Genomic DNA, 24,538 nt, shown 5'->3' on the forward strand with positions numbered 1-24,538 from the left:
ACGACCCGGTGGATCAGCGGGCGATTCCGCGGGCGAAGCCGAGTTCCACCAGGTCCTGCGGGCGGAGCCTGAGGTGTTCGGCGAGTTCGGGAACCTCGGAGGGCTCGCGCTTGAGGATCGCCGCGGCGGACTCCGGGGCGATCACCGCGAAGTAGGCGTCGGCGGTCACCCAGGTGCTCTCCGGTGCCGCCAGCGCCAGCGCGCCGCCGGAGCCGCCCTCCCCGATGACCAGCGTCGTCACCGGCACGCTCGCGTCGGCGACGGCGCCGAAGACCTCGGCGATGGCCGGACCCACACCCGCTCGCTCGGCCTCGGCGTCGTTGGCGGCACCGGGGGTGTCGACCAGGGTGAGCACCGGGATGCCGAGCTTGTCGGCGAGCCGGATCAGGCGTGCGGCCGTGCGGAAGCCGGCCGGGGAGTTGGGGCCGCCGGTCTGCGCGGCGAAGGCCACCACGCGCCCGTCGTGATCGCCGACACCGCAGATCATGCCCTCGTCGCGACCACCCGCGCGGTCACCGCTGATCTCGAACCGGGCGCTGAAGTAGGAGTCCAGGTACTCACCGGCGCGGGGCCGATCGGCTGCGCGCGCTCGTTCGACGGCCTGCATGCCCGTCTCCGGCAGCCGGTCCGCGCCGAGCGCCGCCGGGAGCGGAGCGGGTTCCGGACCGGCCAGCCGGGCCGGGTGCAGCAGCGCCGCCAGCTCGGCGAGCACCCGCGGCAGGTCCGCCTCCTCGACGACGCGGTCCACCTGCCCGTCGGCGAACTTGCCCTCGGCACGGAAGTCCTCGCCATCGTCACCCGCCGAGCGCACACGCGCGCCGCCGAAGGAGATGCGGGCACCGGGTGCGGCCAGCACGACGTCGGCGGCCGCGCCCATCGCGGCCCACATGCCGCCGGTGGTCGGATCGCGCAGCACCGCGATGTGCGGGATGCGGTCCTGCCCGGCGAGTCGGCAGGCGCGGGTGATCGCCTGGAGCTGCTGCAGCGCGCGGATGCCCTCCTGCATGCGGCTCCCGCCGGAGGCGATCAGCGAGATCACCGGGAGCCGCTGCTCGCGGGCGTGCTCGAAGGCGGCCACGATGCGCGCGCCGGTGTCCTCGCCCACCGAACCGCCCAGGAAGGCGAAGTCGAAGGCGATCAGGACGGCTTCACGCTCGCCGAGCCCGGCCCGGCCGCACAGCACCGATTCGTCGGTGTCGGAGCGGCCGGACGCGCGGGCGCGCTGGTCGGCGTAGCCGGGCCAGTCGAGCGGGCCGTCGGCGCTGGTGCGCCGCGTTGGCGGCTCGAACTCCACGAAGCCCTGGCCGATGCCCTCGACCAGCGCGCGCACCGCGCTGTGCTCAGCCATTCCCCGGCCCCTGTTGCAGGGCCTTCTTCTGGACCTTGCCCATCTCGTTGCGCGGCAGCGCGTCGCGGAAGCGGACCTCGCGCGGGCGCTTGTGCGGGGTGAGCAGCCGGGCCACGTGGTCGACAAGCTCGGCGTCGGCGACCTGATGGCCGGGCGCGGTCACGACCCAGGCGATGATGCGCTCACCCAGGTCGGCGTCGGCCTCTCCGGTGACGGCGACCTCGGCGACCGCGGGGTGCTCCAGCAGGCAGTTCTCGATCTCGCCCGCGCCGATCTTGTAGCCACCGCTCTTGATGATGTCGGTGGCCTTGCGGCCGACGATGCGGATGTAGCCGTCGGGAGCGCGGGTGGCCATGTCGCCGGTCCGGAACCAGCCGTCGGCGAAGGCGGCCTCGGTGGCGTCCGGGCGGTTGAGGTAGCCGCTGAACAGGTTGGCGCCGCGCACCAGGATCTCGCCGACGGTCTCGTCGTCGCTGGTGGTGATCTCCGCGCCCTGCTCGTCGACGAGCTTGAGCTCGACGCCCGCGAAGGGCTTGCCGACGTAGCCGGGGCGGCGGTCGCCGTCGGCGCGCACACCGCAGTTCATGATCGTCTCGCTCATGCCGTAGCGCTCGACGACGCGCTGGCCGGTGAGCCGCTCGATGCGCTCGTGCTCCACCGCGGGCAGCGCCGCCGAGCCCGACACCAGCAGGCGGGCCTTGCCGACGGCCTGACCGATCTGCGGGTCGTTCTCGGCGTCCTCGGCCAGCCGGTGGTACATGGTCGGGACGCCGAACATCATCGTGGCCGGGCCGGAGAGCTCTTCGGCGATGGCCTTCGAGGAGAACTTGCCCAGGTGGTGGACGGTTCCGCCGAGGCGGACGGGGCCGAGGGTGCCCAGGATCAGGCCGTGCACGTGGAACAGCGGCAGCGCGTGCGCCAGCACGTCGGCCGAGGTCCACTCCCACGCCTCCGACAGGGCTTCGAGGTTGGCGCTCAGCGCGCGGCGGGGCAGCACGACGCCCTTGGGCGGGCCGGTCGTGCCGGAGGTGTAGACGATCAGCGCGGGCGCGTCGCCATCGGCTTCGGCGGGCAGATCGCCGCCGCGCGCGGTCAGGTCGATCTCGGCGACCTCGACGTCGCCGAGGCCCGCGGGCGGGGTGAAGCCGGGTTCGGCGAGCAGCAGTTCCGGTTCGCTGTCGCCGAGGATGTGGGCGAGCTCCCGCTCCCCCACCTTCGGGTTGATCGGCACCACGGCGACACCGGCGCTCAGGCCGCCGATGACGGCGGCGGCGGTCTCCATGGTGTTGGTGGACCACACCGCGACGCGGCGCTTCCCGGCGACGCGCTCGGCGATCGCACCGGCGAGACCGGCCAGTTCCCGGTATGTCAGGGCCCGCGCGCCGAAACGCAGCGCCTCGGTGTCGTCGGGTTCGCGCAACTTCGGGAACAGCACCTGGTCGGCCATGGCCACCTCCGGGTCCTCACCGGGCAATTTCTCACCGGCGGACCCGCACCGCCCGGCGAGCCGGGTCGGCAGTGGTCCACTGGCTCATCCAACTTTTGCCGTCTGGGACGAAACGAGTCAAGGAAATGTGGCAGAATTGGCTCAGCCAGTTTGCCTCTTTCGGATTCAGGAGCGCGCCGGTGTCCGATTCCCTCCGTCCGCTGAACCGACCTCGCCTCTACGAGCAGGTCGTCCAGCGGTTGCGCGAGCACGTGGCGGACTCCGGCCTGCGCACGGGCGACCGGCTACCACCGGAACGCACCCTCGCCGAACAGCTCGGCGTGAGCCGGGCGTCGGTGAAGCAGGCGATCGTGGTGCTGGAGGTGCAGGGTCTCGTCGAGGTCCGGCACGGCGGCGGGACCTACCTGCTGCGCGAGTCGCTGGAGATCGAGCCGGTCGAGGAGCTCGTCGAGCGCAAGCGGCGGCTGCCCGACGTCCTCGACGCCCGCGAGGGCATGGAGACCAAGCTGGCGGAGCTGGCCGCCCAGCGGCGCACCGACGAGGACATGGCCGAGATCGACGCCGCGCTGGCCGCGATGCGCGCCGAGATCGAGGACGGCGAGATCGGCCAGGACGGCGACCGGCGGTTCCACGCCGCGGTGACCGCCGCCGCGCACAGCGCGCTGCTGGCCGAGTTCATGCGCACCATCGCCGCGGAGATCGCCGAGAGCCGCAACGAGTCGCTGCGGCAGCCGCGCAGGCCCCTCAAATCGCTGGCCCAGCACGAACGCATCGCCGAGGCGATCCGCAACGGCGACGCCAAGGCCGCCGCCTCGGCCATGGCCCGCCACCTGCGCACGGTCAGCCGGGTGCGGTTGCTGGACTGGGACCCCGAGGGCTGATCGCGGCTTCACCCGATAGGCTGCCGCAGGTTTCTCTCGTGGGGGTCAGCGCTTCGGTGATCGGGTGGTTGTTGGGCACGGCGGGCACCGCTGCCCTGGGCGCGGTCTTCCCGCTGGTGAACATCGAGCTCTACCTGCTCGGCGTGGTCCCCACCGTGCAGAGCGTGCCGTGGTGGGCGTTCGCACTGGCCGCCGCGATCGGACAGGTCGCCGCGAAGACGCTGTTCTACCTCGCCGGCAAGGGCGGTTTCGCGCTCGGCGAGCGGCTGAGCAAGCGGGTCCAGAAGGAGCGCACCGGGCACTGGGCGGCCTGGGTCGAGCGGTTCCACCAGCGCACCCAGGAGCACCCCTGGTGGGGCATGACCGTGCTGGCGATCAGCGCCGTGCCCGGCATCCCGCCGTTCAGCCTGATGTCGTTGCTCTCCGGCGCCGCCGGACTCCCCCTGCTGGGTTACCTCGCCGCGAGCCTGGTCGGCCGCATCGGGCACTTCCTCATCGTGGCGGGCGCGCCCGAACTGGTGAGCTGGCTGGGTTCCTGACCCGAAGAGGTGGCGCGCGCATAGTTCGGCCGCGCGAGGGGAAACCACGGATCGGTCCGCGTTTCGACACGAGGGGAGCCGATCTCGATGGCCAACGGCGATGCCAAGCACGAGCAGCTGGACGGGGTCCGCGCCGATCTCACCGACACCGAGCTGACCACGCAGCAGGGCGTGCGGGTCGACCACACCGACGATTCGCTGCAGGCCGGTGAGCGCGGCCCGACACTGCTGGAGGACTTCCACTTCCGGGAGAAGGTCACCCACTTCGACCACGAGCGGATCCCCGAACGGGTGGTGCACGCGCGAGGCGCGGGTGCCTACGGGCACTTCCAGCCCTACGACGGCTGGCTGGGCGAGCACACGGTCGCGAAGTTCCTGACCGACCCGAACGTGCGCACTCCGCTGTTCGTGCGGTTCTCCACCGTCGCGGGCTCGCGCGGGTCGGCCGACACCGTGCGCGACGTGCGCGGGTTCGCCACCAAGTTCTACACCGAGCAGGGCAACTACGACCTGGTCGGCAACAACTTCCCGGTGTTCTTCATCCAGGACGGGATCAAGTTCCCGGACTTCGTGCACGCGGTGAAACCCGAACCGCACAACGAGATCCCGCAGGCCGCCTCGGCGCACGACACGTTCTGGGACTTCGTGTCGCTGCAACCGGAAACGCTGCACACGGTGATGTGGCTGATGTCCGACCGGGCGCTGCCGCGCAGCTACCGGATGATGCAGGGCTTCGGCGTGCACACGTTCCGGCTGGTCAACGCCCAGGGCAAGGGCACGTTCGTGAAGTTCCACTGGACGCCGTTGCTGGGCAGCCATTCCCTCGTGTGGGACGAGTGCCAGAAGATCGCCGGCGCGGACGCCGACTTCAACCGGCGCGACCTGTGGGACGCCATCGAGGCGGGCCAGTTCCCGGAGTGGGAGTTGGGCGTGCAGCTGGTCGACGAGACCGACGAGTTCGCCTTCGACTTCGACCTGCTCGACGCCACCAAGATCATCCCCGAGGAGCAGGTGCCGGTGCGGCCGGTGGGCAAGATGGTGCTCGACCGCAACCCGGACAACTTCTTCGCCGAGACCGAGCAGATCGCCTTCCACACCGCCAACGTGGTTCCCGGCATCGACTTCACCAACGATCCGCTGCTGCAGGCCCGCAACTTCTCCTACCTGGACACCCAGCTGATCCGGCTGGGCGGGCCGAACTTCGCGCAGATCCCGATCAACCGGCCGGTCTCGGAGGTCTCGACCAACCAGCGCGACGGGTACGGCCAGCAGCGCATCCACCGGGGTCAGACGAGCTACACGCCCAACAGCCTCAGCGGCGGATGCCCGGCGATCGCCGATGCGGAGGTGTTCCGCCACTACCAGACCAGAGTGGACGGCGACAAGATCCGCAAGCGCAGCGAGAGCTTCACCGACCACCACAGCCAGCCCACGCTGTTCTGGAACAGCATGGCCACGTGGGAGAAGGACCACATCGTCGAGGCGTTCCGCTTCGAGCTGGGCAAGGTCGGGCACCGGCACGTCCGCGAGCGCGTCGTGGCCGAGCTCGACCACGTCGACCACGACCTGGCGGTGGCCGTCGCGCACGGCATCGGCGTCGACCCACCGGCGGGCGGGACCGAGAACCACGGCCGGAGCTCCCCGGCGTTGAGCCTGGCCAACTCCCGCACCGATTCGATCGCGACCCGCAAGGTCGCGGTGCTGGTCGCCGACGGGGTCGACGCCACCGAGGTGGAGCAGATCCGGCGCGGCCTGTCCGAGCGCGGCGCGACCGCCGAGGTGCTGGGCGCCAGCCACGACGGCCGGGCGCGCGGTGCCGACGGGTCCGAAGTGGACATCGACGTGGCGGCGCGCACCGCGATGTCGGTGGTCTACGACGGCGTGATCGTTCCCGGCGGGGGCGAGAGCGCGCGGGCGCTGGCCGCCGACGGGCACGCCGTGCACTTCGTCGCCGAGGCCTACAAGCACCACAAACCCGTCGCCGCCAGCGACGAGGGACTGGAGGTGCTGCGACGAGCGGGCATCAGCACCGACAGCGAGGGCGCCGACCCGGGCGTGGTGCTGGCCGCGAACACCGGCGGTGCGCTGCCGGACCGGTTCGTCGAGCAGTTCGCCGCCGCCCTGGGCAAGCACCGGGAGTGGGACCGCGACACCGCCTCGATGCCCGCCTGATCCGTCCTTTTCGCACAGTTCGGGGGGTCTGCGAGGATCACTCGCGGGCCCCCGCCGTGCACCGAGCGTCACGTTCAGTACCAGTAGTGTCACACTCCGCGAGTTGGGGTGAGCCATCACGGGTGACATCTTCTAACGTTCGGCTCCGTGAACTTTCTGCGAACGATGCCCGTCGAGGACATCCTCACCCGGGGCGAGCGCAGCGGCCTGGTCCGCCGGCTCACCGGTAAGGAACTCGTCGGGTTCGGCATCGGAATCATCATCGGCACCGGCGTGTTCACCCTCGCCGGGATCGAGGCCAAGGACCACGCCGGCCCCGCCGTCGTGCTGTCGTTCATCATCGGCGGCATCGTGGCGGCGCTGGCGGCCCTCGCCTACGCCGAGCTGGCCTCGTCGGTGCCCACGGCGGGCAGCGCCTACACCTACGCCTACGCGACGTTGGGCGAGCTGTTCGCCTGGATCATCGGCTGGGACCTGCTGCTGGAGTTCGCCCTCGGCGCGGCGGTGGTGTCGCGGAGCTGGTCGGGCTACATCGCCAACCTGCTGGGCCTCCCGCAGGCGTGGTTCGGCGAGGACGCCACCGTCAACGTGGGCGCGATGCTGATCATCGCGGCGCTGACCGCGGTGGCGGTCATCGGCATCCGCGAGTCCTCGTGGCTGACCAACGCGCTGGTCGTGGTCAAGGTCGCGGTGTGCGTGCTGGTCATCGTCGCCGGCCTGTTCTTCGTCAACGGCGCCAACCTGGACCCGTTCGTCCCGCCGGCGCAGCCCGCCGAGAGCGGGTCGAGCGTGCTGGAGCAGCCGCTGGTGTCGGCGCTGCTGGGCATGGAGCAGTCGGTCTACGGCTTCGGCGGCGTGCTCACCGCGGCGGCCATCGTGTTCTTCGCCTACACCGGTTTCGAGGCGCTGGCCAACCTCGGCGAGGAGACCAAGCGCCCCCGGCGCGACCTGCCGGTGGGCCTGCTGGGCAGCCTCATCGTCTGCACCCTGCTGTACGTGCTGGTGGCGTTCGTGCTGGCCGCGATGGTCGACTACCAGCAGATCGACGAGGGCGCCCCGCTGTCGGCGGCGTTCCAGTCGGTCGGCCAGCCGTGGGTGGCCGCGCTGATCTCGCTGGGCGCGGTGACCGGTCTGACCTCGGTGATGATGGTGGAGCTGGTGACCATCGGCCGCATCGGGTTCGCGATGAGCCGCGACGGCCTGCTGCCGCCGAAGCTGTCGCAGGTGCACCCGAAGTGGGGCACCCCGCACCGGATGACCATCGGCGGCGCGGTGGTGATCATGCTGCTGGCCGGGTTCATCCCGATCTCGGAGCTGTCGGACATGGTCAGCATCGGCGCGCTGTCCGGGTTCCTGATCGTGGCGCTGGCGGTGCCGGTGCTGCGACGCACCAAACCCGACCTGCACCGCCCGTTCCGGATGCCGCTGTCGCCGGTGCTGCCGGTCATCACCGCCCTGGCGTGCCTGTACCTGATGTCGAACCTGGACGTGGTGACCTGGCTGCGGTTCGCCGTGTGGCTGGCGCTGGGGCTGCTGATCTACTTCGGCTACGGCCGCAGGCACGCGCACCTCGGTCAGCGCAGCGGCCAACCGGCCGAGGACTGACCGACAGGAGGGCCGGATCGGCGCTACGGTCGAGGGTGCCCGAGCCCATCATCTTGGAGGTTCGATGAATCCCGAGACGCCCGAGGCCGACGCCGTCGAGCAGTCGCGCCGAGCCGAGGACCTGCCCGGTGAGGACGAGGCCGTACCTGCGGAAGTGCCGCTGGACGCCGATCCGGCCGATTTCTCCGAGCAGTCCCGAGAGGTGCCGGTCGAGGAGGACTACGACCGCTGACCGGTCCTGCGACGCCGGGTCCCCGCTGGTCGGGGGCCCGGCGTCGCCGTCACGGCAGGACCCGGGTGGGGTTGAGGACGTTGTGGGGGTCCAGCGCGGCCTTGATCGCGCGCGAGGCCCACAGCCCGGCGTCGTCGAGCTCGCGGCCCAGCCACTCGCGCTTGAGCTGACCGATGCCGTGCTCGCCGGTGATGGTGCCGCCCAGGTCCAGGCCGAGCTGCATGATCGCGTCGAAGGCCTTCTGGGCGCGTGCGGTCTCGTCGGCGTCGCCGTCGTCGAAGGCGACCACCGGGTGCATGTTGCCGTCACCGGCGTGCCCGGAGCACAGCACCTGCACGCGGTGCTCCTCGGCGATGCGCTGCAAGCCCTCCACCAGGTCGACCAGGTGACGGCGGGGCACGCAGACGTCGTCGATGAGCAGCGCCTTGCCGAGCTTCTCGTGCGCGTCGCCGACGAGGCGGCGGGCCTGCATCAGCATCTCGCCCTCGGCGGCGCTGTCGGAGACCACGACCTCCGCCGCGCCCATCGCGCGCGCCACCCGCTCGAAGGCCGCCAGGTCGGCAGGGGCGTCGGCTCCGCGGTCGGACTGCACCAGCAGCATCGCGGCCATGCCCTCGGGAAATCCCAGGTCGGCGATCTGCTGGACGGCCTTGACCGAGGAGGCGTCCATGAACTCCAGCACCGACGGCTGGTAGCCCTCGGCGAGGTAGCCGGAGACGGTGCGGGCCGAGCCGGCGACCTCGGGGAAGAACGCGACGGCGGTCAGCGGCTGAGCGCTGGCGGGGCGCAGCGCGACGGTCACCTCGGTGACCACGCCGAGCGTTCCCTCGGCGCCGACCATCAGGCGGGTCAGGTCGTACCCGGCGACGCCCTTGGCGGTGCGGCGACCGGTCCGCATCACCCTGCCGTCGGCCAGCACGACCTCCAGGCCGCGCACGAAGTCACCGGTCACGCCGTACTTCACGCAGCACATGCCGCCCGCGTTGGTGGAGACGTTGCCGCCGATGGTGGAGATGCTGCGCGAACCCGGGTCCGGCGGGTAGAACAGGCCCTTCTCGGCGACGGCGGCGGCCAGCACGCCGTTGACGACTCCGGGCTGCACCACGGCCAGCTGCTCGTCGGGGTCGATGTCGAGGATGGCGTCCATCTTCTCCAGCGACAGCAGCACGCAGCCGTCCAGGGCGTTGGCCGCGCCCGACAGACCGGAGCGCGCACCCTGCGGGACCACCGGGACCCGGTTCTCGTGGGCCCACTTCAGCACCGCCGCCACGTCCTCGGTGTCGTAGGCCCGCACGAGCGCGGCCGGGGTTCCGGCCGGGCAGAACGTGGCCCGGTCGCGGCTGTGCGCGGCCAGCACGTCCGGATCGTCGAACACACGGCCCTCGGGCAGCAGCTCCCGCAGCGCGTCGGTGGAGATCATCGCCTCGTCTCTCCCAGGCTTCGAACACAGGTCCTACCACCGCGAACCTAGTCCGCCGAACGCCCCGATCCCACCCCGAGTGATTTTCTCCGCTCTCCCCCTCCCACTCCTCCCACACCCTCGGGACCGGGATTTCAGTGGAACTCGGGTCCCTGATTTCCACTGAAATCCGGTCCCCGACTTCCACTGAAATCCGGTGCCGGGAGTTCCACCGAAATCCGGTTCCCGAATTCCACTGAAATCGGGTCCCGGGGTTCCGGGGTGGCGGGGTTCTCGGGTTTTGCCGGGGGGTTCGGTTCTCGGGTCAGTTGATGCCCGGGGCGATCATGGTGAGCCAGACGACGATCGGGGCGATGACGACCATGGCTACGCCGTAGAGGGCCAGGCCCTTGAACACCGAGTCGCGCTCGGGTTCGCGGGAGTTGGCGAGCATGATGGCGCCGCTGGTGGAGAACGGGCTGATGTCGACCACCGTGGAGGCGATCGCCAGTCCGGCGACCATGCCCGCGATCCCGACCTCGCCTGCGGCCATGAGCGGCACCGCCAGCGGGATCAGCGCGCCGAGCAGACCGGTGGACGAGGCGAAGGCCGACACGACCGCGCCGATGAGGCACAGCAGGAACGCCGACAGCAGCGGGACGCCGATGCCGCTGACCGCGTGGCTGACGTAGTCCACCGTGCCCAGCTCCTGCAGCACGCTGACGTAGGTGAGCACACCGCAGATCAGCAGCACGGTGGGCCAGGTGACGTTCTTGACCGCGTCCCGGTGCGCCTGCGGCGAGATGACACCGAGCACGACCGCGACGGTGATCGCCACCAGCCCGATGTCCAGCTCCAGGAACAGGGTCAGCACGACCATGGTCACGATGCCCAGCAGGGTCAGCGCCTTGTCCCAGCTCATCTCGACCCGCGCCAGCAACGTCTCGTCGCGCGCCGCGCCGGGCGCGTCGGCCGTCACCGGGACTTCGGCGGTCTTGCGGCCGCCGAGCAGCACGAAGGCGACCGCGGCGAAGACGAGGTTGAGCGCGAAGCTGGCGAAGAACAGGAACAGCGGACTGCCCTGCAACCCGCTGTCGTCGACGACGCCGTTGACGATGACGCCGAACACCGAGATCGGCGAGAACCCTCCGACCATCGTGCCGTGCACGACCATCACCGACATCAGCAGCGGGCTGATGCCGTGCTTGGCCGCCAGCCCCATCGCGACCGGGGCGATGATGGCGACCGCCGCGGGCGGCACCGCGCCGATGGCGGTCAGCAGCGCCGAGACCGCGAGCATCACCCACGGCACCAGCGCCAACCTCCCGCGCACCAGCTGCACCGACCGGTAGACCAGCCAGTCGATGGTGCCGTTGGCGCGGGCGATGGCGAACAGGTAGGTGACGCCGACGAGCACCATGAAGATCTCGCCCGGGAATCCGGCGAGGATGTCGTCGGAGCTCATCCCGCCGGCGAGGGTGCCGACGAGGAACGCGGCGGCGAAGGCGAGCGCGCCCATGTTGACCGAGAACACGCCGGTGATGACGAAGATGGCCACCAGCGCCAGGATCGAGATCAGTTCGGGCGACATGCTCAGTCCCCCGATCTGCCGGTCAGCTCGGCGATCGCGGCGGTGACGCCGCCCGGCTGGTGCGGCACTCCGGCCAGGGTGAGCCCGGCTTCGACGACGCCGAGGGTTCCGAGCAGGGTGGCGTCGTTGAAGGCGCCGAGGTGCCCGATGCGGAAGACCTTCTTGGCCACTGCGGACAGTCCCGCGCCGAGCGAGGTGTCGAAGCGCTCCAGGATGACCTCGCGCAGGTGGTCGGCGTCGTGGTCCGGCGGCATCAGCACGGCGGTCAGGGCGCTGCTGTAGTCGGTTCCGGGTGTCGTCTCGGGATCGCGGCAGAGGACTTCCAGGCCCCAGGCGCGCACGGCCGCGCGGGTGGCCGCGGCGTGCCGGTCGTGGCGCGCGTAGACCTCGTCGAGCCCTTCTTCGAGCAGCATCGACAGGGCTTCGCGCAGGCCGAAGAGCAGGTTGGTGGGCGGCGTGTAGCGGAAGTAGCCCTGCTTGCCGGAATCGAGCAGCGGCTGCCAGTCCCAGTAGGACTTGGTGAGCTTCGCCGACTGCGCGGCCAGCAGCGCCTTGGCGCTGATGACGTTGATGCCGATGCCCGGCGGCAGCATCAGGCCCTTCTGCGAGCAGCTGATCGTGACGTCCACGCCCCACTCGTCGTGCCGGTAGTCCACCGATCCGAGCGAGGAGATCGTGTCGACCAGCAGCAGCGCCGGGTGGTCGGCCGCGTCGAGGGCCGCGCGCACCGCTTCGACGTCGCTGACCACTCCGGTGGAGGTCTCGTTGTGCACCACGGCCACGGCCTTGATCCGGTGCTCGGAGTCGGCGCGCAGCCGCTGCTCGATGACGCCCGGGTCGGCACCGCTGCGCCAGTCCCCCGGGATCATCTCGGGCCGCAGGCCCAGCGTGGCGGCGAGCTCGGACCACAGGTCGGAGAAGTGCCCCGTCTCGCACATCAGGACGGCGTCGCCGGGCGAGAGCGTGTTGACCAGGGCGGCCTCCCACGCCCCGGTTCCGGAGGACGGGTAGATCACGACGTCGGCAGAAGTTCTTGCCACGGCGCGGAGTTTGTCGAAGACCTCCAGGGCGAGGTCGGCGAAGTCGGGGCCCCGGTGGTCGATGGTGGGCTTGGCGATCGCGTGCAGCACCCGGTCGGGAACGTTGGTCGGGCCGGGGATCTGCAGGAAGTGACGACTGCTGGCAACGGACATTCGTTCCTCCACGGTGAGGACGCTCTTCCGGCATGTGAAAACCAAGTCTCGGCGGGTTGAATTCTGTAGACAGCAAGCCGATCATGTCAAGTGGCTCACTTCCCCCTTGACAACGGTTCTAGCTGGTCACGGCCGCGAAATCGGCCGGAAAACGCTGGAAGGAAACCCAGTGCGCAACGTCGCCACCGCAGGGATCGCCACCGAACTCTCCCGGAGCCTGGACGGCAACGTCCGCTTCGACGACTACACCCGCCACCTCTACTCCACCGACGCCAGCATGTACCGGGTCCGGCCCCTCGGCGTGGTCTTCCCGCGCCACGCCGAGGACGTCGCGACCACCGTCCGGCTGTGCCGCCAGGCCGGTGTCGCCGTGCTTCCGCGCGGTGCGGGGACCAGCCACTGCGGGCAGACCGTCGGCGAGGCCGTGGTGCTGGACTTCTCCAAGCACATGAACCGGATCGTGGAGCTCGACCCGGAACGCGGGCTCGCGCGGGTGCAGCCCGGAGTGGTGCAGGACGAGCTCAACCTCGCCGCCGGAGCGCACGGGCTGTTCTTCGCCCCGGACACCTCCACCAGCAACCGCGCCACGCTCGGCGGCATGATCGGCAACAACTCCTGCGGCTCCCGCTCGGCCCGCTACGGCATGACCATCGACCACGTCGAAGGCCTGGACGTCGTGCTCTCCGACGGCACCCCGGTGTCGCTGGGCGAGCTGTCGGCCGCCGAGCTCGCGGCGAAGTCCACTTCGGACACCCTGGAGGGCCGGATTCACCGGCGGTTGCCGGAGATCGTCGACTCCGCACGTCCGGGGCTGGCCGAGCAGACCCAGCAGTTCTGGCGGCGGGCCGGCGGCTACCGGCTGGACCGGCTGGCCGAAGGGCCGTTCGACCTGGCGAAGTTCGTCGTCGGCGCCGAGGGAACGCTGGTCACCGTCACCGAAGCGCTGGTGCGGCTCACCCCGAAGCCGAAGGCGACCGTGATGGTCGTCGGGCACTTCGACTCCACCGCCGCGTGCATCGCGGGCACCGACGCGGCGATGCGCACAGGTGCCGCCGGGATCGAGATGGTGGACAACTTCATCCTCGATCTCGCTCGCCGGTCACCGGAGCACCAGCACCTCTTCCGCGCGTTGGAAGCAGATCCGCGCGCGCTGATGTTCGCCGAGTTCTACGGCGACACCGTCGAGGAGGCCCGCGCCGCGGCCGAAGGACTCGTGGCCGCGTGGCAGGCCGAAGGGCACGGCTACGCGACCCGGCTGGCCGCCACCGACGCCGAGCTCGCGCCGCTGCGCGCCCTGCGCAAGTCCGGGCTCGGGCTGCTGATGGCCGCGGGCGACTCCACCGAGCGGTCGGTGGCGTTCGTCGAGGACACCGCCGTGCCACCGGAGCACCTGGCCGAGTACACGACCAAGTTCGCCGAGATCCTCGACGGCCACGGGTTGCGCGCGGGGTTCTACGGGCACGCCTCGGCCGGCTGCCTGCACGTGCGCCCGTTCATGGACCTCACCCGCCCCGACCAGGTCGCCACGATGCGCGAGGTCGCCGAGCAGGTCTGCGATCTCGCGCTGTCCTACGGCGGGGTGAACTCCAGCGAGCACGGCGACGGGTACGCGCGCAGCGAGTTCAACCGGAAGATCTTCGGCGACACCGTCTACGAGGCGATGCGCGAGGTCAAGGCGCTGTTCGACCCGGACGGCATCATGAACCCCGGCAAGATCGTCGATGCTCCGCCGATGACCGAGAACCTGCGCGAGCCGACGATCCCGGTGGCAGCGCCGCTGGACACGCACTTCGACTTCACCCGCTACGGCGGGATGCGCGGGGAAGCCGAGCGCTGCCAGCGCATCGGCGCCTGCCGCAAGCCCGACACCTCCGGCGGGGTGATGTGCCCGTCGTTCATGGCCACCCGCGATGAGGAGCACTCCACGCGAGGCCGGGCGAACGCCCTGGTACTCGCGCTCTCCGAGCCCGACCCGAAGGCGGCGCTGGGCGGCGACCGGCTCAACGAGGTGCTCGACCTGTGCCTGGAGTGCAAGGCGTGCCAGCACGAATGCCCGATGTCGGTGGACATGGCCACGCTCAAGAGCGAAGCCCTGGCCCACCACCACGCGCAGCACGGGACCGACCTGCGGACGCGGATCTTCGGCGCCACCCGGCGGCTCTACCGGCTGGGCGCGATGGCCGCGCCGCTGACCAACGCGCTCGCCCGGCCGAAGCCCGTGCGGGCCCTGATGCAGAAGATCGCCGGGATCGACAGCAGGCGCCCGCTACCCGGTTTCCGCCGGGACGACCTGCTGCGCTGGAACCGGTCCCGTCCCGCCACACCGACCGCGCCGGGAGTCGCCCCGGGCGAGCGGGGTGACGTAGTGTTCCTGGCCGACTCGTTCACCAGCCACACCGAGCCGGCCATCGGGCAGGCGGCGATCCGCCTCCTGGAACACGCGGGTTGGCGGGTGCGGGTCGAGTCGCAGGTGTGCTGCGCGCGCCCGCAGATCTCCAAAGGCCTCCTGCCCCAGGCGAAGAAGGTGGCCGGGAAGCTGGTCGCCAAGCTCGCGCCGGAGGCCGAGCGGGGCGTGCGGATCGTCGGGTGCGAGCCGTCGTGCGTGTCGACGCTGTGCGACGAGCACCCCAAGCTGCTGGGCGACGCGCGGGTGGCCGGCAGCGCGAGCCTCGTCGAGGACCTGCTCCTGGAGGCCTTGGACGACGGCGCCCTCGCGCCATCACGGGGTCCGGAGAAGGTCCTGTTCCACGGTCATTGCCACCAGAAGGCGGTGCTGGGCACGACCTCGTCTTCCCGCCTGCTCGGGTACCTCTCCGAGGTCGACGTGCTCGACGCGGGCTGCTGCGGCATGGCCGGTTCGTTCGGCTTCGAGACCGAGCACTACGAGCTGTCGATGCGCATCGGCGGGCAGCGGCTCTTCCCCGCCATCGAGGGTGCGGCCGACGCGGCGGTGGCCGCCACCGGCGTCTCCTGCCGCCAGCAGGTCGCCCACGGAACCGGCCGCCAGGCCAAGCACCCGGTCGAACTGCTCCACGACGCCGTCTTCGGGTGCCCGCGCTAGGCCGGCGGTTGTGGTCTAACCGTCCATGAACGATGTCCGCTGTGCCCGGACGGTTCGGACCACAACCACCCGTCAGCGGCTCAGGCGGGCCAGAGGCCGAAGAGGGAGGCGAAGCCCTCCCTCCAGCTCGGCCAGGAGGGCTTCCAGCCCAGGGTCTCGCGGAGCCGGAAGTTGCTCGCCCCGCGCTGCTCGGTGAGCTGGTGCACGGTCAGCCAGTCCAGCTGGGACTTCGCCTGCTCCATCGTCAGCGCGACCGGGGCGGGCGCACCGGCCATCCTGGCGTAGGCGGGCAGCCACTCGCTGGACTCGGCCGGCTCGTTGTCGACCACGTTGTAGGCGCCCGGATCGCCGCCTTCGAGCAGCTCCAGGATCACTCCGGCGGCGTCGTCCACGTGGGTGAAGGAGGTGAGCCCGACCCCGTCGCCGACCAGCGGCAGCTCGCTGCCGACCACGCGGGCGTGCACGTCACCGCCGGGCGCGTAGTGGGTGTCCGGCCCGTACAGCGAGCCGTAGCGCAGCGACACGCCCTCGATGCCGGAGCGGCTGAACAGGTCCTCCTCCACGGAGGCCAGCGCCCGCACCAGGTCGCCCCAGCGGCCCGGGGCGTCCACCCACAGCGGGGAGTCCTCCTCGAGGACGTCGTGGCCGTGCGGGCGGTAGGCGGCCGTCATGCCCTGGGCGATGAACCGGCGCGCGCCCGCGGACACGGCGGCGTCCATCAGGTTCTTGGTACCCCGCTCGCGGAGTTTCGCCGTGCGCTGCAGGGCTTCCTGCGGGTCGGCGGCACCGAAGGCGGAGCTCTGGTCGATCACGACGTCGGGAGCAGCGCGGCGCAGCTGTATGCGCAGCGCATCAGGATCCAGGAGATCGACCGCCGCGATCTCGTCGACGGACAGCTCTTCCAACCGGTCGGCTTTGCGCGCCAGCGCCGTCACGTGGTGACCGCGCTCCCGCAGCAGCGGCAGCAGCGTCCTCCCGACCACACCTGTCGCACCGGCGACAACCACACGCAGGGGCATTCCCCGGAACCTCGCATCTGGTCAAACGTCAGCGAGCCCTGAGGCTACCCCGGAACCCCTTGCCCCATCGGGTGAAACTCGCCGGTGATCGGCGAGAGGAAGATCATCTGCGACGAGCGGCGGGCCGACGGTCACGACCCGCCACCCGTCCAGACGGAGGAAGTGTCACACCGTGCGGATGCCGGCCGCCTGCGGACCCTTGGGGCCCTGGGCGATCTCGAACTCCACGCGCTGGTTCTCCTCCAGCGTGCGGAAACCCGTGGCATCGATGGCGGAGTAGTGGGCGAAGACGTCAGCGCCACCGCCGTCGGGGGTGATGAACCCGTAGCCCTTCTCGGCGTTGAACCACTTGACCGTACCGCTTGCCATTCCTTGTTCTCCCGTTTCTGCTGACCAGGGTCAACACTGCGCCGACCCCTGGTTGCCAGAGCTGATCACCGGCAGCCCGCGGAGCACCACGGCACAAAAAAAGCGCCTGCGTTCTGGCAGGCACTCTTTCCAGTACTGCAAGGACCAAAACCGCAACCACGAGTCACGCTAGCACCACGGTTGCGGGTTGTCACACGTTGATCGCAGCGAGTCAACATGAGACCGTATCCGGTCCGCCGCAGCGCTTTTCAACCGCCGGACGTCGTGGCCCCCGGGCCGGTCTCGACCCGGGGACCACGACGTGCCGTCACGGGATGCTCAGCAGCGCCTGCCCGCTCTCCTCGGCGACCCGGTTCTGCTCGGTCCGCCGCTCGGCCAGCATCAGCGCCGCGTCGCGCGGGGTGTGCCCCTCGGTGTCCCACGCCGCGAGCAGCAGCGGGATCTTGGCCAGCATCTCCTCGCGCAGCACCTGGAAGGACAGCACCGGATCGGCGTCCACCCTGCCCAGCAGCAGCCACCACGCCCACGCCGCGGCGCCGGCGTTGGCCACGAAGTCCGGGATCACCGGGATGCCGCGGGTCGCCAGCAGCTCCTCGGCCTCGGGCGTGACCGGGTTGTTGGCCGCCTCGACGATCACCCGCGCCGCCACGTCCGGCACCTGGTTGGTGCCGATGGCGAAGGAGACCGCGGCCGGGATCAGCACGTCGACCTCCTGCGAGAGCACCGCCTCGCGCGGCAGCCGCTGGACGTCGGCCGGGACCTGGTCGCGGTCGATCTCGCCGAAGCGGTCGCGGGTCTCCAGCAGAGCCGGGACGTCCAAGCCGTCCGGGTGGTGGAGGGTTCCGGCCGCATCGGCGAGGGACACCACCTTCAGGCCCGCTTCGTGCAGGTAGAAGGCGGCGCCGCCGCCCATGGTGCCCACGCCCTGCACCGCGACGGTGGTCTCCTGCGCGGCCCAGTCGCGGGCGTGCACCACGCCCAGGCAGCACTGGGCGACGCCGTAGCCGCCGACCACGTCACCGAGCAGCAGGCCACCCGGCACCGGCGCGTTGAGCCCGGCCCGGACCCGGCGCAGCGTGCGCTCCGCGTCCGGCGCCCGGCGGATCGCCGCGTGGTAGGACTGGTGCATTCCGAGCTCTTCGAAGGCCTCGTCGATCAGGTGCTGGGGCACGCCCAGGTCCTCGGCGGTCACCCAGTGCGCGTCCAGCCACGGGCGCATCGCCTGGAGGTAGCGCCGGAGCACTCCCTTGGCCTGCGGGTCCTTCGGGTCGCAGTCGATGCCGCCCTTGGCTCCGCCCACGGGCAGCTCGAACACCGCGGTCTTGCGGGCCATGCCGCGCGCCAGGTGCTCGACTTCCTCCATCGTGCAACCGGCACGCATCCGCGTCCCACCGGTGGCCAGACCCGACACCAGGGTGTGCACGACCAGGAAGCCATTGCTTCCCGTCACCGGATCCGTCCAAGTCACCTTCATGAGCGGTTCGCCGCCGACGAGTCCCATGGGCGAATACCTCCTTTCAGAGCGCATACGAGGCGGGGTAACTCAATCGGGCTATGCCGACATAGGGCGGGATTACCGCCCTGGTTGTCGGAATAGCCCGATCAGATATGTGCTAACTCGAAGAGTCCGATTGCGGGAAGAAGATCCACGGACCCGGCCGGACGCGGAAGTCGATTGATCTCGGTTCGCATGAGCACCTCCCGCGTTGGCCGGAATGGCTCGAAGCTAAGGCCGGGGAAGTGAGATTGTCAACAATCGTCGGTTCGGACAACCGTTACGGCGTCGGAACGGGTGCATGACGGCAGGTAAAACGGCCCTATCCGGTTGGTGCGTAACGAGATCAACTCACCCGGCCCCGCCGGGGGCGCGTTGGTTCTAAGCTTCTGCGCGAAGGCCTCGTGATGCCTTCACCGCCGCTTCGAAAACCGTCATTCCAGAAAAATCGGCGAGGCTCGGAGCAGGGGGAACGGCGTGCATCGACCACGCTGCACGACTGGAAGGATGGGAGTCATGAGTCAACCTGACCCGCCGGGATCGCTGGACGCGGCCACGCAGCAGCAGCTGATCCAGGAGATCGGCCGGGTGATCGTGCGCGCGCTGCCCCCCGGCTGGCAGGAGTCCACCACGGAGTACCGCGCGCTCGGCGATCACGTCGAGACGGTGTGCCGGCTGATCGCGCCCAACGGCAGCGCGATCCCGCTCGCCGCGCCTCCGGAGGTCTCCGACCTGTTCGGACGGCTGCGGTCCGGCATGCACCAGCCCGACCGGGGCACCTGGGTCAGCGCGGTCTACCGGCTGCAGCGCCCCGGGAGCTACGCCGTCGACTTCAACGGCGACAACGAGCCGGACTGGCAGACCCCTCCCCCGCCTTCGGCCTACGCCGAAGAGCTGCGCAGGCACCCCCGGCCGGCAGAGGCGACGCCGCAGTGGCTGGCCGCCGGGACCGCGCAACCGGAGCAGTCGAAGCCGTCGCTGCGCACCGCCGAGGTCTTCGACGACCGCGGCAACCCGATCACCGAGCGTGCCGAGATCGGCCGCGCGGAGGCCGAACGGGTGGCCGACTACCTGGAGAAGGCACCGGTCGTGCTGGCCGCGCGCAGCTACGACAACGATCGCCTCGACGCGCAGCGCACGGCGTCGGTCCCGATGACCTTCCACACCGACGGCAGCTGGATCTGGCCGGGCGCGGTGGCCTACTACCTGCGCCAGCACGGGGTGGCCCCGGAGCCCGACCTGCTCAACCACATCAGAGCGCTCGGCTTCCAGCTCCCCGAGGTCACCGAGCCCCAGCGAGAGCTGGCCGTCTCGGTCATCACAGGCGAACGCCGCTAGAGGCGCACTACCGGAGGCGGGACGGTGTCGGCCGTCCCGCCTCTTCGTCCCTTCAGACCGGACGATGTGGCCAGAACTGCTCGGTAACGGGACGCCCGCCGCCTGCGACAATCAGCTCATGGCGGATGAGGTGGCGTTCGTGGGCGGCCCGGTGGCCACCATGGATGCCGCGCGCTCGTTCACCGACGCGGTGCTGGTGCGCGACGGCCGGATCGCGGCCGTCGGCGGCGAGGCCGTGCGCGAGAGGATCCGCCCCCGCACCGAGGTGGTGGAGCTGCGCGGCCGCCTCCTTCTGCCGGGCTTCCACGACGCCCACGTGCACCCGGTGTTCGGCGGCATGCTGCGGTTGCGCTGCGACCTGTCGCAGGCCACCGACGCCGGCGACTGCCTGCGGCTGATCTCCGAGCACCTCACCGAGTTCCCGGACTCGCCGTGGCTGCTCGGCGGCGGCTGGGACATGGCCCAGTTCCCGGGCGGGACGCCGACCCGGCGCGCGCTGGACTCGGTGACCGGCGACCGACCCGCCTACCTGGTCAACCGCGACCACCACGGGGCGTGGGTCAACTCGGTGGCGCTGCGCCTGGCCGGCATCGACCGGCACACTCCCGATCCGCCGGACGGGCGCATCGAGCGCGATCCGGCCGGGCGTCCCGACGGCACCCTGCACGAGGGGGCCACCCGCCTGATGGAGCACGTGCTCCCGGCGGCCGGTTCCGAGCAGTACCTCGACGCCCTGGCAGCGGGGCAGCGCCACCTGCACGCGCGCGGCGTCACGTCCTGGCACGACGCCATCGTCGGCCGCTACCTCGGTTACGACGACCTGCTGTCGACCTACCTGCTCGCCGACGAGCGCGGGCTGCTGACCGGCAAGGTCCGCGGAGCGCTGTGGTGGGACCGCGATCGCGGCGTCGAGCAGATCCCGGACCTGCTGGAGCGCCGCAAGCGGGCGCGAGGGCGGCGGTTCCGCGCCGAGACGGTCAAGATCATGCAGGACGGGGTGTGCGAGAACGCCACCGCCGCGTTGCGGCTGCCCTACCTGGGCCCCGACGGTCGGGGGTTGTCCTTCGTGGGCCCGGAGGAGCTGGCGAAGGCGGTGCCGCAGCTGACCGCTGAGGGCTTCCAGCTGCACTTCCACGCCGTCGGCGACCGCGCGGTGCGCGACGCCCTGGACGCCGTTGCCGGGAGCGGACCCGAGCTCCGCCACCAGATCGCCCACGTGCAGGTGGTGCACCCGGGTGACATCGCGCGGTTCCGGGAGCTCGGGGTGGCGGCGACGATCCAGCCCCGCTGGGCGGTCAACGACGCGGCGATGACCGAGCTGACGGTGCCCAAGCTCGGGCACACCCGGGCGTCCTGGCAGTACCCGTTCCGCTCGCTTCGGACCGCGGGGGCGGTGCTGGCGGCCGGCAGCGACTGGCCGGTGTCGGAGGCCGATCCGATGCTGGGCGTGCACGTGGCGGTCAACCGCCGCGAACCCGGTTCGGACGAGCCGCTGGGGCCGGAGGAGGCGCTGGACCTCGTCGACGCCCTGGCGGCCTACACGGTCGGCAGCGCGTGGGTGAACCACGTCGAGCAGCACACCGGTTCCGTCGAGGTCGGCAAGGCGGCCGATCTGGTGGTGCTGGACGCCGACCCGTTCGCGCTGCCGCCGGAGGAGATCGCCGGGTGCGGGGTGGATCTGACGGTGGTCGACGGGGAGTTCGTGCACCAGCGGTGAACTCGGCGCTGGGCCGGGCGGGCGATGTCGTTGCCCGATCGTGTGCCAACTCCGACGAGGCATTGGCGAGGACCCGGGTGACTGGTTCCGTCAGCTGGCGACGGTGCACACCTCTGGGAGGCCGCTGACCCATGTCGTTCCGACTGCCCGAGTTCTACCTGTCCTACCCCGCCCGGTTGAACCCGAACCTGCAGCGCGCCCGCGAGCACAGCAAGGCGTGGGCCCGCCAGATGGAGATGATCGACGTCCCGCAGCGGGGCAAGGAGATCTGGTCCGAAGCGGACCTGGACCGCGACGACTACGCGCTGCTGTGCGCCTACACCCACCCCGACTGCGACAGCGACGAGCTCGACCTGGTCACCGACTGGTACGTGTGGGTGTTCTACTTCGACGACCACTTCGTCGAGCTCTACAAGCGCGACCCGGACCTGACCGCCGCCCGCGAACACCTCGACCGGCTGCGGGCTTTCATGCCGGTGGACGAGCCGATCACCGAGCAGCCGACCAACCCGGTGGAGGCCGGCCTGGCGGACCTGTGGCGCCGCACGGTGCCGTCGATGAGCGCCGACTGGAGACGCCGGTTCGCCGACAGCACGAAGGCGCTGCTCGACGAATCTCTGTGGGAGCTGCACAACATCAGCGAGAACCGGCTCTCCAACCCCATCGAGTACATCGAGATGCGCCGCAAGGTCGGCGGCGCTCCGTGGTCGGCGAACCTGGTCGAGCACGCCGTGGGGATGGAGGTTCCGGCCGAGCTCGCCGCGACCCGCCCGCTGAAGGTCCTGCGCGACACGTTCTCCGACGCGGTGCACCTGCGCAACGACCTGTTCTCCTACGAGCGCGAAGTCACCGACGAGGGCGAGCTGAGCAACGGCGTGCTGGTCTTCGAGCGGTTCCTGGGCTGCGATTCCCAGGAGGCCGCCGAGACCGTCAACGACCTGCTGACCTCGCGGATGCACCAGTTCGAGCACACCGCCCTGACCGAGGTGCCGAGGCTGCTCGACGAGCGCGGGGTGGACCCGGCCGGACGGATGGCGGTGCTGGGCTATGCCAAGGGTCTTCAGGACTGGCAGTCCGGCGGGCACGAGTGGCACATGGCCTCCGGGCGATATCCCGAGGGTGGTGGCAGCTCGTCGGTCCTGGGTGGACCCACGGGTCTGGGAACCGCGGGCGCCTACATCGCCAAGTCGCTGATCTCGACCGCGCCGCAACGCCTTCGGAGCTTCACGAGGGTGCCGTTCCAGCCGGTCGGCCCGGTTCAGCGGCCCGAGCTGGAGGTGCCGTTCGAGCTGCGCTTGTGCCCGCACCTGGACGTCTCCCGGGAGCACGCGGTGGACTGGTCGCGGGAGATGGGGATGTTCGCCGACGCCCCGCCGGTGTGGGACGAGGCGGCGGTCCGGTTCAACGACCTGCCGCTGTGCGCCGCCGGGCTGGATCCGGACGCCTCGCTGGAGGAGCTGGACCTGGCCTCGCACTGGCTGGTGTGGGGCACCTACGGCGACGACCTGTACCCGCAGCGCTACGGGCACGTCCGCGACGTGGCCGGCGCCAAGGCTCAGAACGAGCGGTTGAAGCAGGTCATGACCGACACGGGTGAGCCGGGGATCGTGCCGGTGAACATGATGGAGCGCGGCCTGGCCGACCTGTGGCGGCGCACCACGGCTCCGATGAACGCCCGGGAGCGGCGGTCGCTGCGCAGCGCCGTGGAGGTGATGATCGACAGCTGGGTGTGGGAGCTGGACAACCAGGCGCTCAACCACGTTCCGGACCCGGTGGACTACGTCGAGATGCGCCGCGCCACCTTCGGTTCGGACATGACGATCAGCCTGGCCCGCTTCGCCCACGGCGACGTGGTGCCTCCGGAGCTCTACGAGACGCGAGCGGTGCAGAACCTGGAGAACTCGGCGATCGACTGCGCGACGATGCTCAACGACGTCTTCTCCTACCGCAAGGAGATCGAGTTCGAGGGCGAGGTGCACAACGCCGTCCTGGTGGTGCAGAACTTCCTGGACTGCGACCAGGACCGCGCCTTCGAGATCGTGCACGGGCTGTTCAACGCTCGGATGGAGCAATTCCTGCACGTCATCGACGTGGAACTGCCCGCCCTGTACCAGGAGCGGGAGGTCTCGCCGGAGGCTCAGGAGGCGTTGAACCAGCACGCCGAGGAGCTCAAGGACTGGCTGTCCGGCATCCTCAACTGGCACGAGCAGGTGGCCCGCTACCGCGACTCCGAGCTCCGGCACAACGCGCCCATGAGCGGGATCCGCTCGCTCTACGCGCCGTCGACGCCCTGGGATCCGGTGCTGGGCTGATTCATCGCCCGCCACGCGGCGAGTCCGATGGCGGCGATGGCTTCGACGCCCTCGCCGCCTCGGTAGCCCTTGTTGGACACCGCATCGGTGAGCTGGTCGACGAGCACGGCGAGGACGACCTGCGGGGTGTCGTCGGTGCTCAGCAGCGCGACGTCGTGTCGGAGTCCCTTGATCTCGCCGGTCTTGTTCCAGCAGCGCGCGTTCTCGGGCAGCAGCAACGGAATTCGGTCGACGACCTGCTGCCGCGACAGGACCGTGAGGGCGTGCGCGGTCAGCTGGGGCGGCAGCGCGGTGCCCTCGGCGAGCGCGGTCAGGACGCGGGCCTGGTCGAGCGCCGTGGTCTGCAGGACGCCGGGCGCATCGGTGTCCATGATGTGGCGCTCGATGCGGGTGCCGGTGCAGCCCAAGTCGGCGGTGCACACGGCGATCGCGCTGAAGCCCACCTGATCGATGACGGCGTTGGTGGCGGCGTTGTCGCTGATCACGATCATGAGGTTGATCAGGTCGCGCAGCGACGCCCGGGGCACGCTGGGGACCTCGAACAGCACGCCGGTCCCCTTCGTCCGGTCGGCGGGCAGCTCCACCTGCGCGTCCAGGTCGAGCCGCCCGTCGGCGACGGCCCGCAACGCGGTGATCATCACCAGGACCTTGATGGTGCTGGCCGAGTGCACCTCGACCTCGGCGCCTCGCAGCACCGGCGCGTTCTCGCGGAGGTCCCAGCTCGCGATGCCCACGCGCCCGGGAAGTTCCAACTCCGCCAGCTCCGCCTCGAACCTCGCCGCGTACCCCACCCATGACCTCCTCAACACCGTGTCCACCC

At 70.7% G+C, this 24,538-nt stretch carries 18 protein-coding genes; 9 read left to right on the top strand and 9 right to left on the bottom strand.

What is annotated here, in order from left to right; all coding sequences use genetic code 11:
• Positions 1 to 13 precede the first annotated feature (13 nt).
• Positions 14 to 1,348 (bottom strand): carboxyl transferase domain-containing protein, encoded by a 1,335-nt coding sequence (locus KBO27_RS10530; protein WP_210969751.1) that lies wholly within the window; start codon positions 1,346 to 1,348, stop codon positions 14 to 16.
• Positions 1,341 to 2,795, bottom strand: coding sequence for an acyl-CoA synthetase (locus KBO27_RS10535; RefSeq protein ID WP_210969845.1), 1,455 nt, complete (start codon positions 2,793 to 2,795; stop codon positions 1,341 to 1,343). The genes KBO27_RS10530 and KBO27_RS10535 overlap by 8 nt, the downstream gene beginning before the upstream one ends.
• A 179-nt stretch (positions 2,796 to 2,974) precedes the next feature.
• Between KBO27_RS10535 and KBO27_RS10540 the strand changes: the two genes are divergently transcribed.
• The 5 genes from KBO27_RS10540 (at position 2,975) to KBO27_RS10560 (ending at position 8,224) form a co-directional block, all read left to right on the top strand.
• Positions 2,975 to 3,676, top strand: coding sequence for a FadR/GntR family transcriptional regulator (locus tag KBO27_RS10540; protein ID WP_210969752.1), 702 nt, complete (start codon positions 2,975 to 2,977; stop codon positions 3,674 to 3,676).
• A 38-nt stretch (positions 3,677 to 3,714) separates the two neighbouring features.
• Positions 3,715 to 4,215: a VTT domain-containing protein gene (locus KBO27_RS10545; RefSeq protein WP_307870336.1), complete on the top strand. Its 501-nt coding sequence runs from the start codon at positions 3,715 to 3,717 to the stop codon at positions 4,213 to 4,215.
• Between the two features lie 87 nt (positions 4,216 to 4,302).
• The gene (locus tag KBO27_RS10550) at positions 4,303 to 6,387 is read left to right on the top strand and encodes a catalase (protein ID WP_210969753.1); all 2,085 of its coding nucleotides are present in this window, start codon (positions 4,303 to 4,305) and stop codon (positions 6,385 to 6,387) included.
• A 165-nt stretch (positions 6,388 to 6,552) separates the two neighbouring features.
• Complete coding sequence (locus KBO27_RS10555) at positions 6,553 to 7,992, top strand: amino acid permease (RefSeq protein ID WP_246536857.1); 1,440 nt, start codon at positions 6,553 to 6,555, stop codon at positions 7,990 to 7,992.
• A gap of 64 nt (positions 7,993 to 8,056) precedes the next feature.
• Positions 8,057 to 8,224, top strand: coding sequence for an Rv3202a family protein (locus tag KBO27_RS10560; protein WP_165944003.1), 168 nt, complete (start codon positions 8,057 to 8,059; stop codon positions 8,222 to 8,224).
• 49 nt (positions 8,225 to 8,273) lie between these two features.
• Here the strand turns inward: KBO27_RS10560 and KBO27_RS10565 are convergent, their stop codons facing one another.
• From KBO27_RS10565 to KBO27_RS10575, 3 genes are all read right to left on the bottom strand, one after another.
• Complete coding sequence (locus KBO27_RS10565) at positions 8,274 to 9,644, bottom strand: FAD-binding oxidoreductase (protein ID WP_210969755.1); 1,371 nt, start codon at positions 9,642 to 9,644, stop codon at positions 8,274 to 8,276.
• A gap of 304 nt (positions 9,645 to 9,948) precedes the next feature.
• Positions 9,949 to 11,214 (bottom strand): SLC13 family permease, encoded by a 1,266-nt coding sequence (locus KBO27_RS10570; protein ID WP_210969756.1) that lies wholly within the window; start codon positions 11,212 to 11,214, stop codon positions 9,949 to 9,951.
• Between the two features lie 2 nt (positions 11,215 to 11,216).
• Complete coding sequence (locus KBO27_RS10575) at positions 11,217 to 12,407, bottom strand: pyridoxal-phosphate-dependent aminotransferase family protein (protein WP_210969757.1); 1,191 nt, start codon at positions 12,405 to 12,407, stop codon at positions 11,217 to 11,219.
• A 169-nt stretch (positions 12,408 to 12,576) separates the two neighbouring features.
• On the opposite strand from KBO27_RS10575, the gene KBO27_RS10580 reads away from it, so the two are divergent.
• A complete protein-coding gene (locus tag KBO27_RS10580; RefSeq protein WP_307870337.1) occupies positions 12,577 to 15,468 on the top strand; it encodes an FAD-binding and (Fe-S)-binding domain-containing protein in 2,892 nt (963 codons plus the stop codon).
• An 80-nt stretch (positions 15,469 to 15,548) separates the two neighbouring features.
• Here KBO27_RS10580 and KBO27_RS10585 read toward each other — a convergent pair whose 3' ends face one another.
• The 3 genes from KBO27_RS10585 to KBO27_RS10595 all read right to left on the bottom strand — a co-directional run bounded on the left by KBO27_RS10585 (position 15,549) and on the right by KBO27_RS10595 (position 18,357).
• Positions 15,549 to 16,487 (bottom strand): NAD-dependent epimerase/dehydratase family protein, encoded by a 939-nt coding sequence (locus tag KBO27_RS10585; RefSeq protein WP_210969758.1) that lies wholly within the window; start codon positions 16,485 to 16,487, stop codon positions 15,549 to 15,551.
• A gap of 165 nt (positions 16,488 to 16,652) precedes the next feature.
• Positions 16,653 to 16,856: a cold-shock protein gene (locus KBO27_RS10590; protein WP_093422519.1), complete on the bottom strand. Its 204-nt coding sequence runs from the start codon at positions 16,854 to 16,856 to the stop codon at positions 16,653 to 16,655.
• A 307-nt stretch (positions 16,857 to 17,163) separates the two neighbouring features.
• Positions 17,164 to 18,357, bottom strand: a complete 1,194-nt coding sequence (locus KBO27_RS10595) for a Glu/Leu/Phe/Val family dehydrogenase (protein ID WP_210969759.1) — start codon at positions 18,355 to 18,357, stop codon at positions 17,164 to 17,166.
• Positions 18,358 to 18,867: 510 nt separating this feature from the next.
• Here KBO27_RS10595 and KBO27_RS10600 point away from each other — a divergent pair.
• The 3 genes from KBO27_RS10600 to KBO27_RS10610 all read left to right on the top strand — a co-directional run bounded on the left by KBO27_RS10600 (position 18,868) and on the right by KBO27_RS10610 (position 23,718).
• On the top strand, positions 18,868 to 19,689 hold the full coding sequence (locus tag KBO27_RS10600) for a hypothetical protein (RefSeq protein WP_210969760.1): 822 nt from the start codon (positions 18,868 to 18,870) through the stop codon (positions 19,687 to 19,689).
• Positions 19,690 to 19,807: 118 nt separating this feature from the next.
• Entirely contained in the window at positions 19,808 to 21,406 is a 1,599-nt protein-coding gene (locus KBO27_RS10605) for an amidohydrolase (protein WP_210969761.1), read from the top strand.
• Between the two features lie 131 nt (positions 21,407 to 21,537).
• Positions 21,538 to 23,718, top strand: coding sequence for a terpene synthase family protein (locus KBO27_RS10610; protein WP_210969762.1), 2,181 nt, complete (start codon positions 21,538 to 21,540; stop codon positions 23,716 to 23,718).
• Here the strand turns inward: KBO27_RS10610 and KBO27_RS10615 are convergent.
• The gene (locus KBO27_RS10615) at positions 23,679 to 24,509 is read right to left on the bottom strand and encodes a serine hydrolase (RefSeq protein WP_210969763.1); all 831 of its coding nucleotides are present in this window, start codon (positions 24,507 to 24,509) and stop codon (positions 23,679 to 23,681) included. The genes KBO27_RS10610 and KBO27_RS10615 overlap by 40 nt on opposite strands.
• Positions 24,510 to 24,538: the final 29 nt, after the last annotated feature.

Source organism: Saccharopolyspora endophytica (genome assembly GCF_018070075.1).
GTDB classification, from domain to species: Bacteria; Actinomycetota; Actinomycetes; order Mycobacteriales; family Pseudonocardiaceae; genus Saccharopolyspora; species Saccharopolyspora endophytica.

Bases quoted from the DNA above. Each gene is read 5' to 3' on its own strand.
- KBO27_RS10530 (WP_210969751.1), bottom strand. From the start codon at position 1,348: ATGGCTGAGCACAGCGCGGTGCGCGCGCTGGTCGAGGGCATCGGCCAG.
- KBO27_RS10535 (WP_210969845.1), bottom strand. From the start codon at position 2,795: ATGGCCGACCAGGTGCTGTTCCCGAAGTTGCGCGAACCCGACGACACC.
- KBO27_RS10550 (WP_210969753.1), top strand. From the start codon at position 4,303: ATGGCCAACGGCGATGCCAAGCACGAGCAGCTGGACGGGGTCCGCGCC.
- KBO27_RS10555 (WP_246536857.1), top strand. From the start codon at position 6,553: ATGCCCGTCGAGGACATCCTCACCCGGGGCGAGCGCAGCGGCCTGGTC.
- KBO27_RS10560 (WP_165944003.1), top strand. From the start codon at position 8,057: ATGAATCCCGAGACGCCCGAGGCCGACGCCGTCGAGCAGTCGCGCCGA.
- KBO27_RS10565 (WP_210969755.1), bottom strand. From the start codon at position 9,644: ATGATCTCCACCGACGCGCTGCGGGAGCTGCTGCCCGAGGGCCGTGTG.
- KBO27_RS10570 (WP_210969756.1), bottom strand. From the start codon at position 11,214: ATGTCGCCCGAACTGATCTCGATCCTGGCGCTGGTGGCCATCTTCGTC.
- KBO27_RS10575 (WP_210969757.1), bottom strand. From the start codon at position 12,407: ATGTCCGTTGCCAGCAGTCGTCACTTCCTGCAGATCCCCGGCCCGACC.
- KBO27_RS10585 (WP_210969758.1), bottom strand. From the start codon at position 16,487: ATGCCCCTGCGTGTGGTTGTCGCCGGTGCGACAGGTGTGGTCGGGAGG.
- KBO27_RS10590 (WP_093422519.1), bottom strand. From the start codon at position 16,856: ATGGCAAGCGGTACGGTCAAGTGGTTCAACGCCGAGAAGGGCTACGGG.
- KBO27_RS10595 (WP_210969759.1), bottom strand. From the start codon at position 18,357: ATGGGACTCGTCGGCGGCGAACCGCTCATGAAGGTGACTTGGACGGAT.
- KBO27_RS10600 (WP_210969760.1), top strand. From the start codon at position 18,868: ATGAGTCAACCTGACCCGCCGGGATCGCTGGACGCGGCCACGCAGCAG.
- KBO27_RS10605 (WP_210969761.1), top strand. From the start codon at position 19,808: ATGGCGGATGAGGTGGCGTTCGTGGGCGGCCCGGTGGCCACCATGGAT.
- KBO27_RS10610 (WP_210969762.1), top strand. From the start codon at position 21,538: ATGTCGTTCCGACTGCCCGAGTTCTACCTGTCCTACCCCGCCCGGTTG.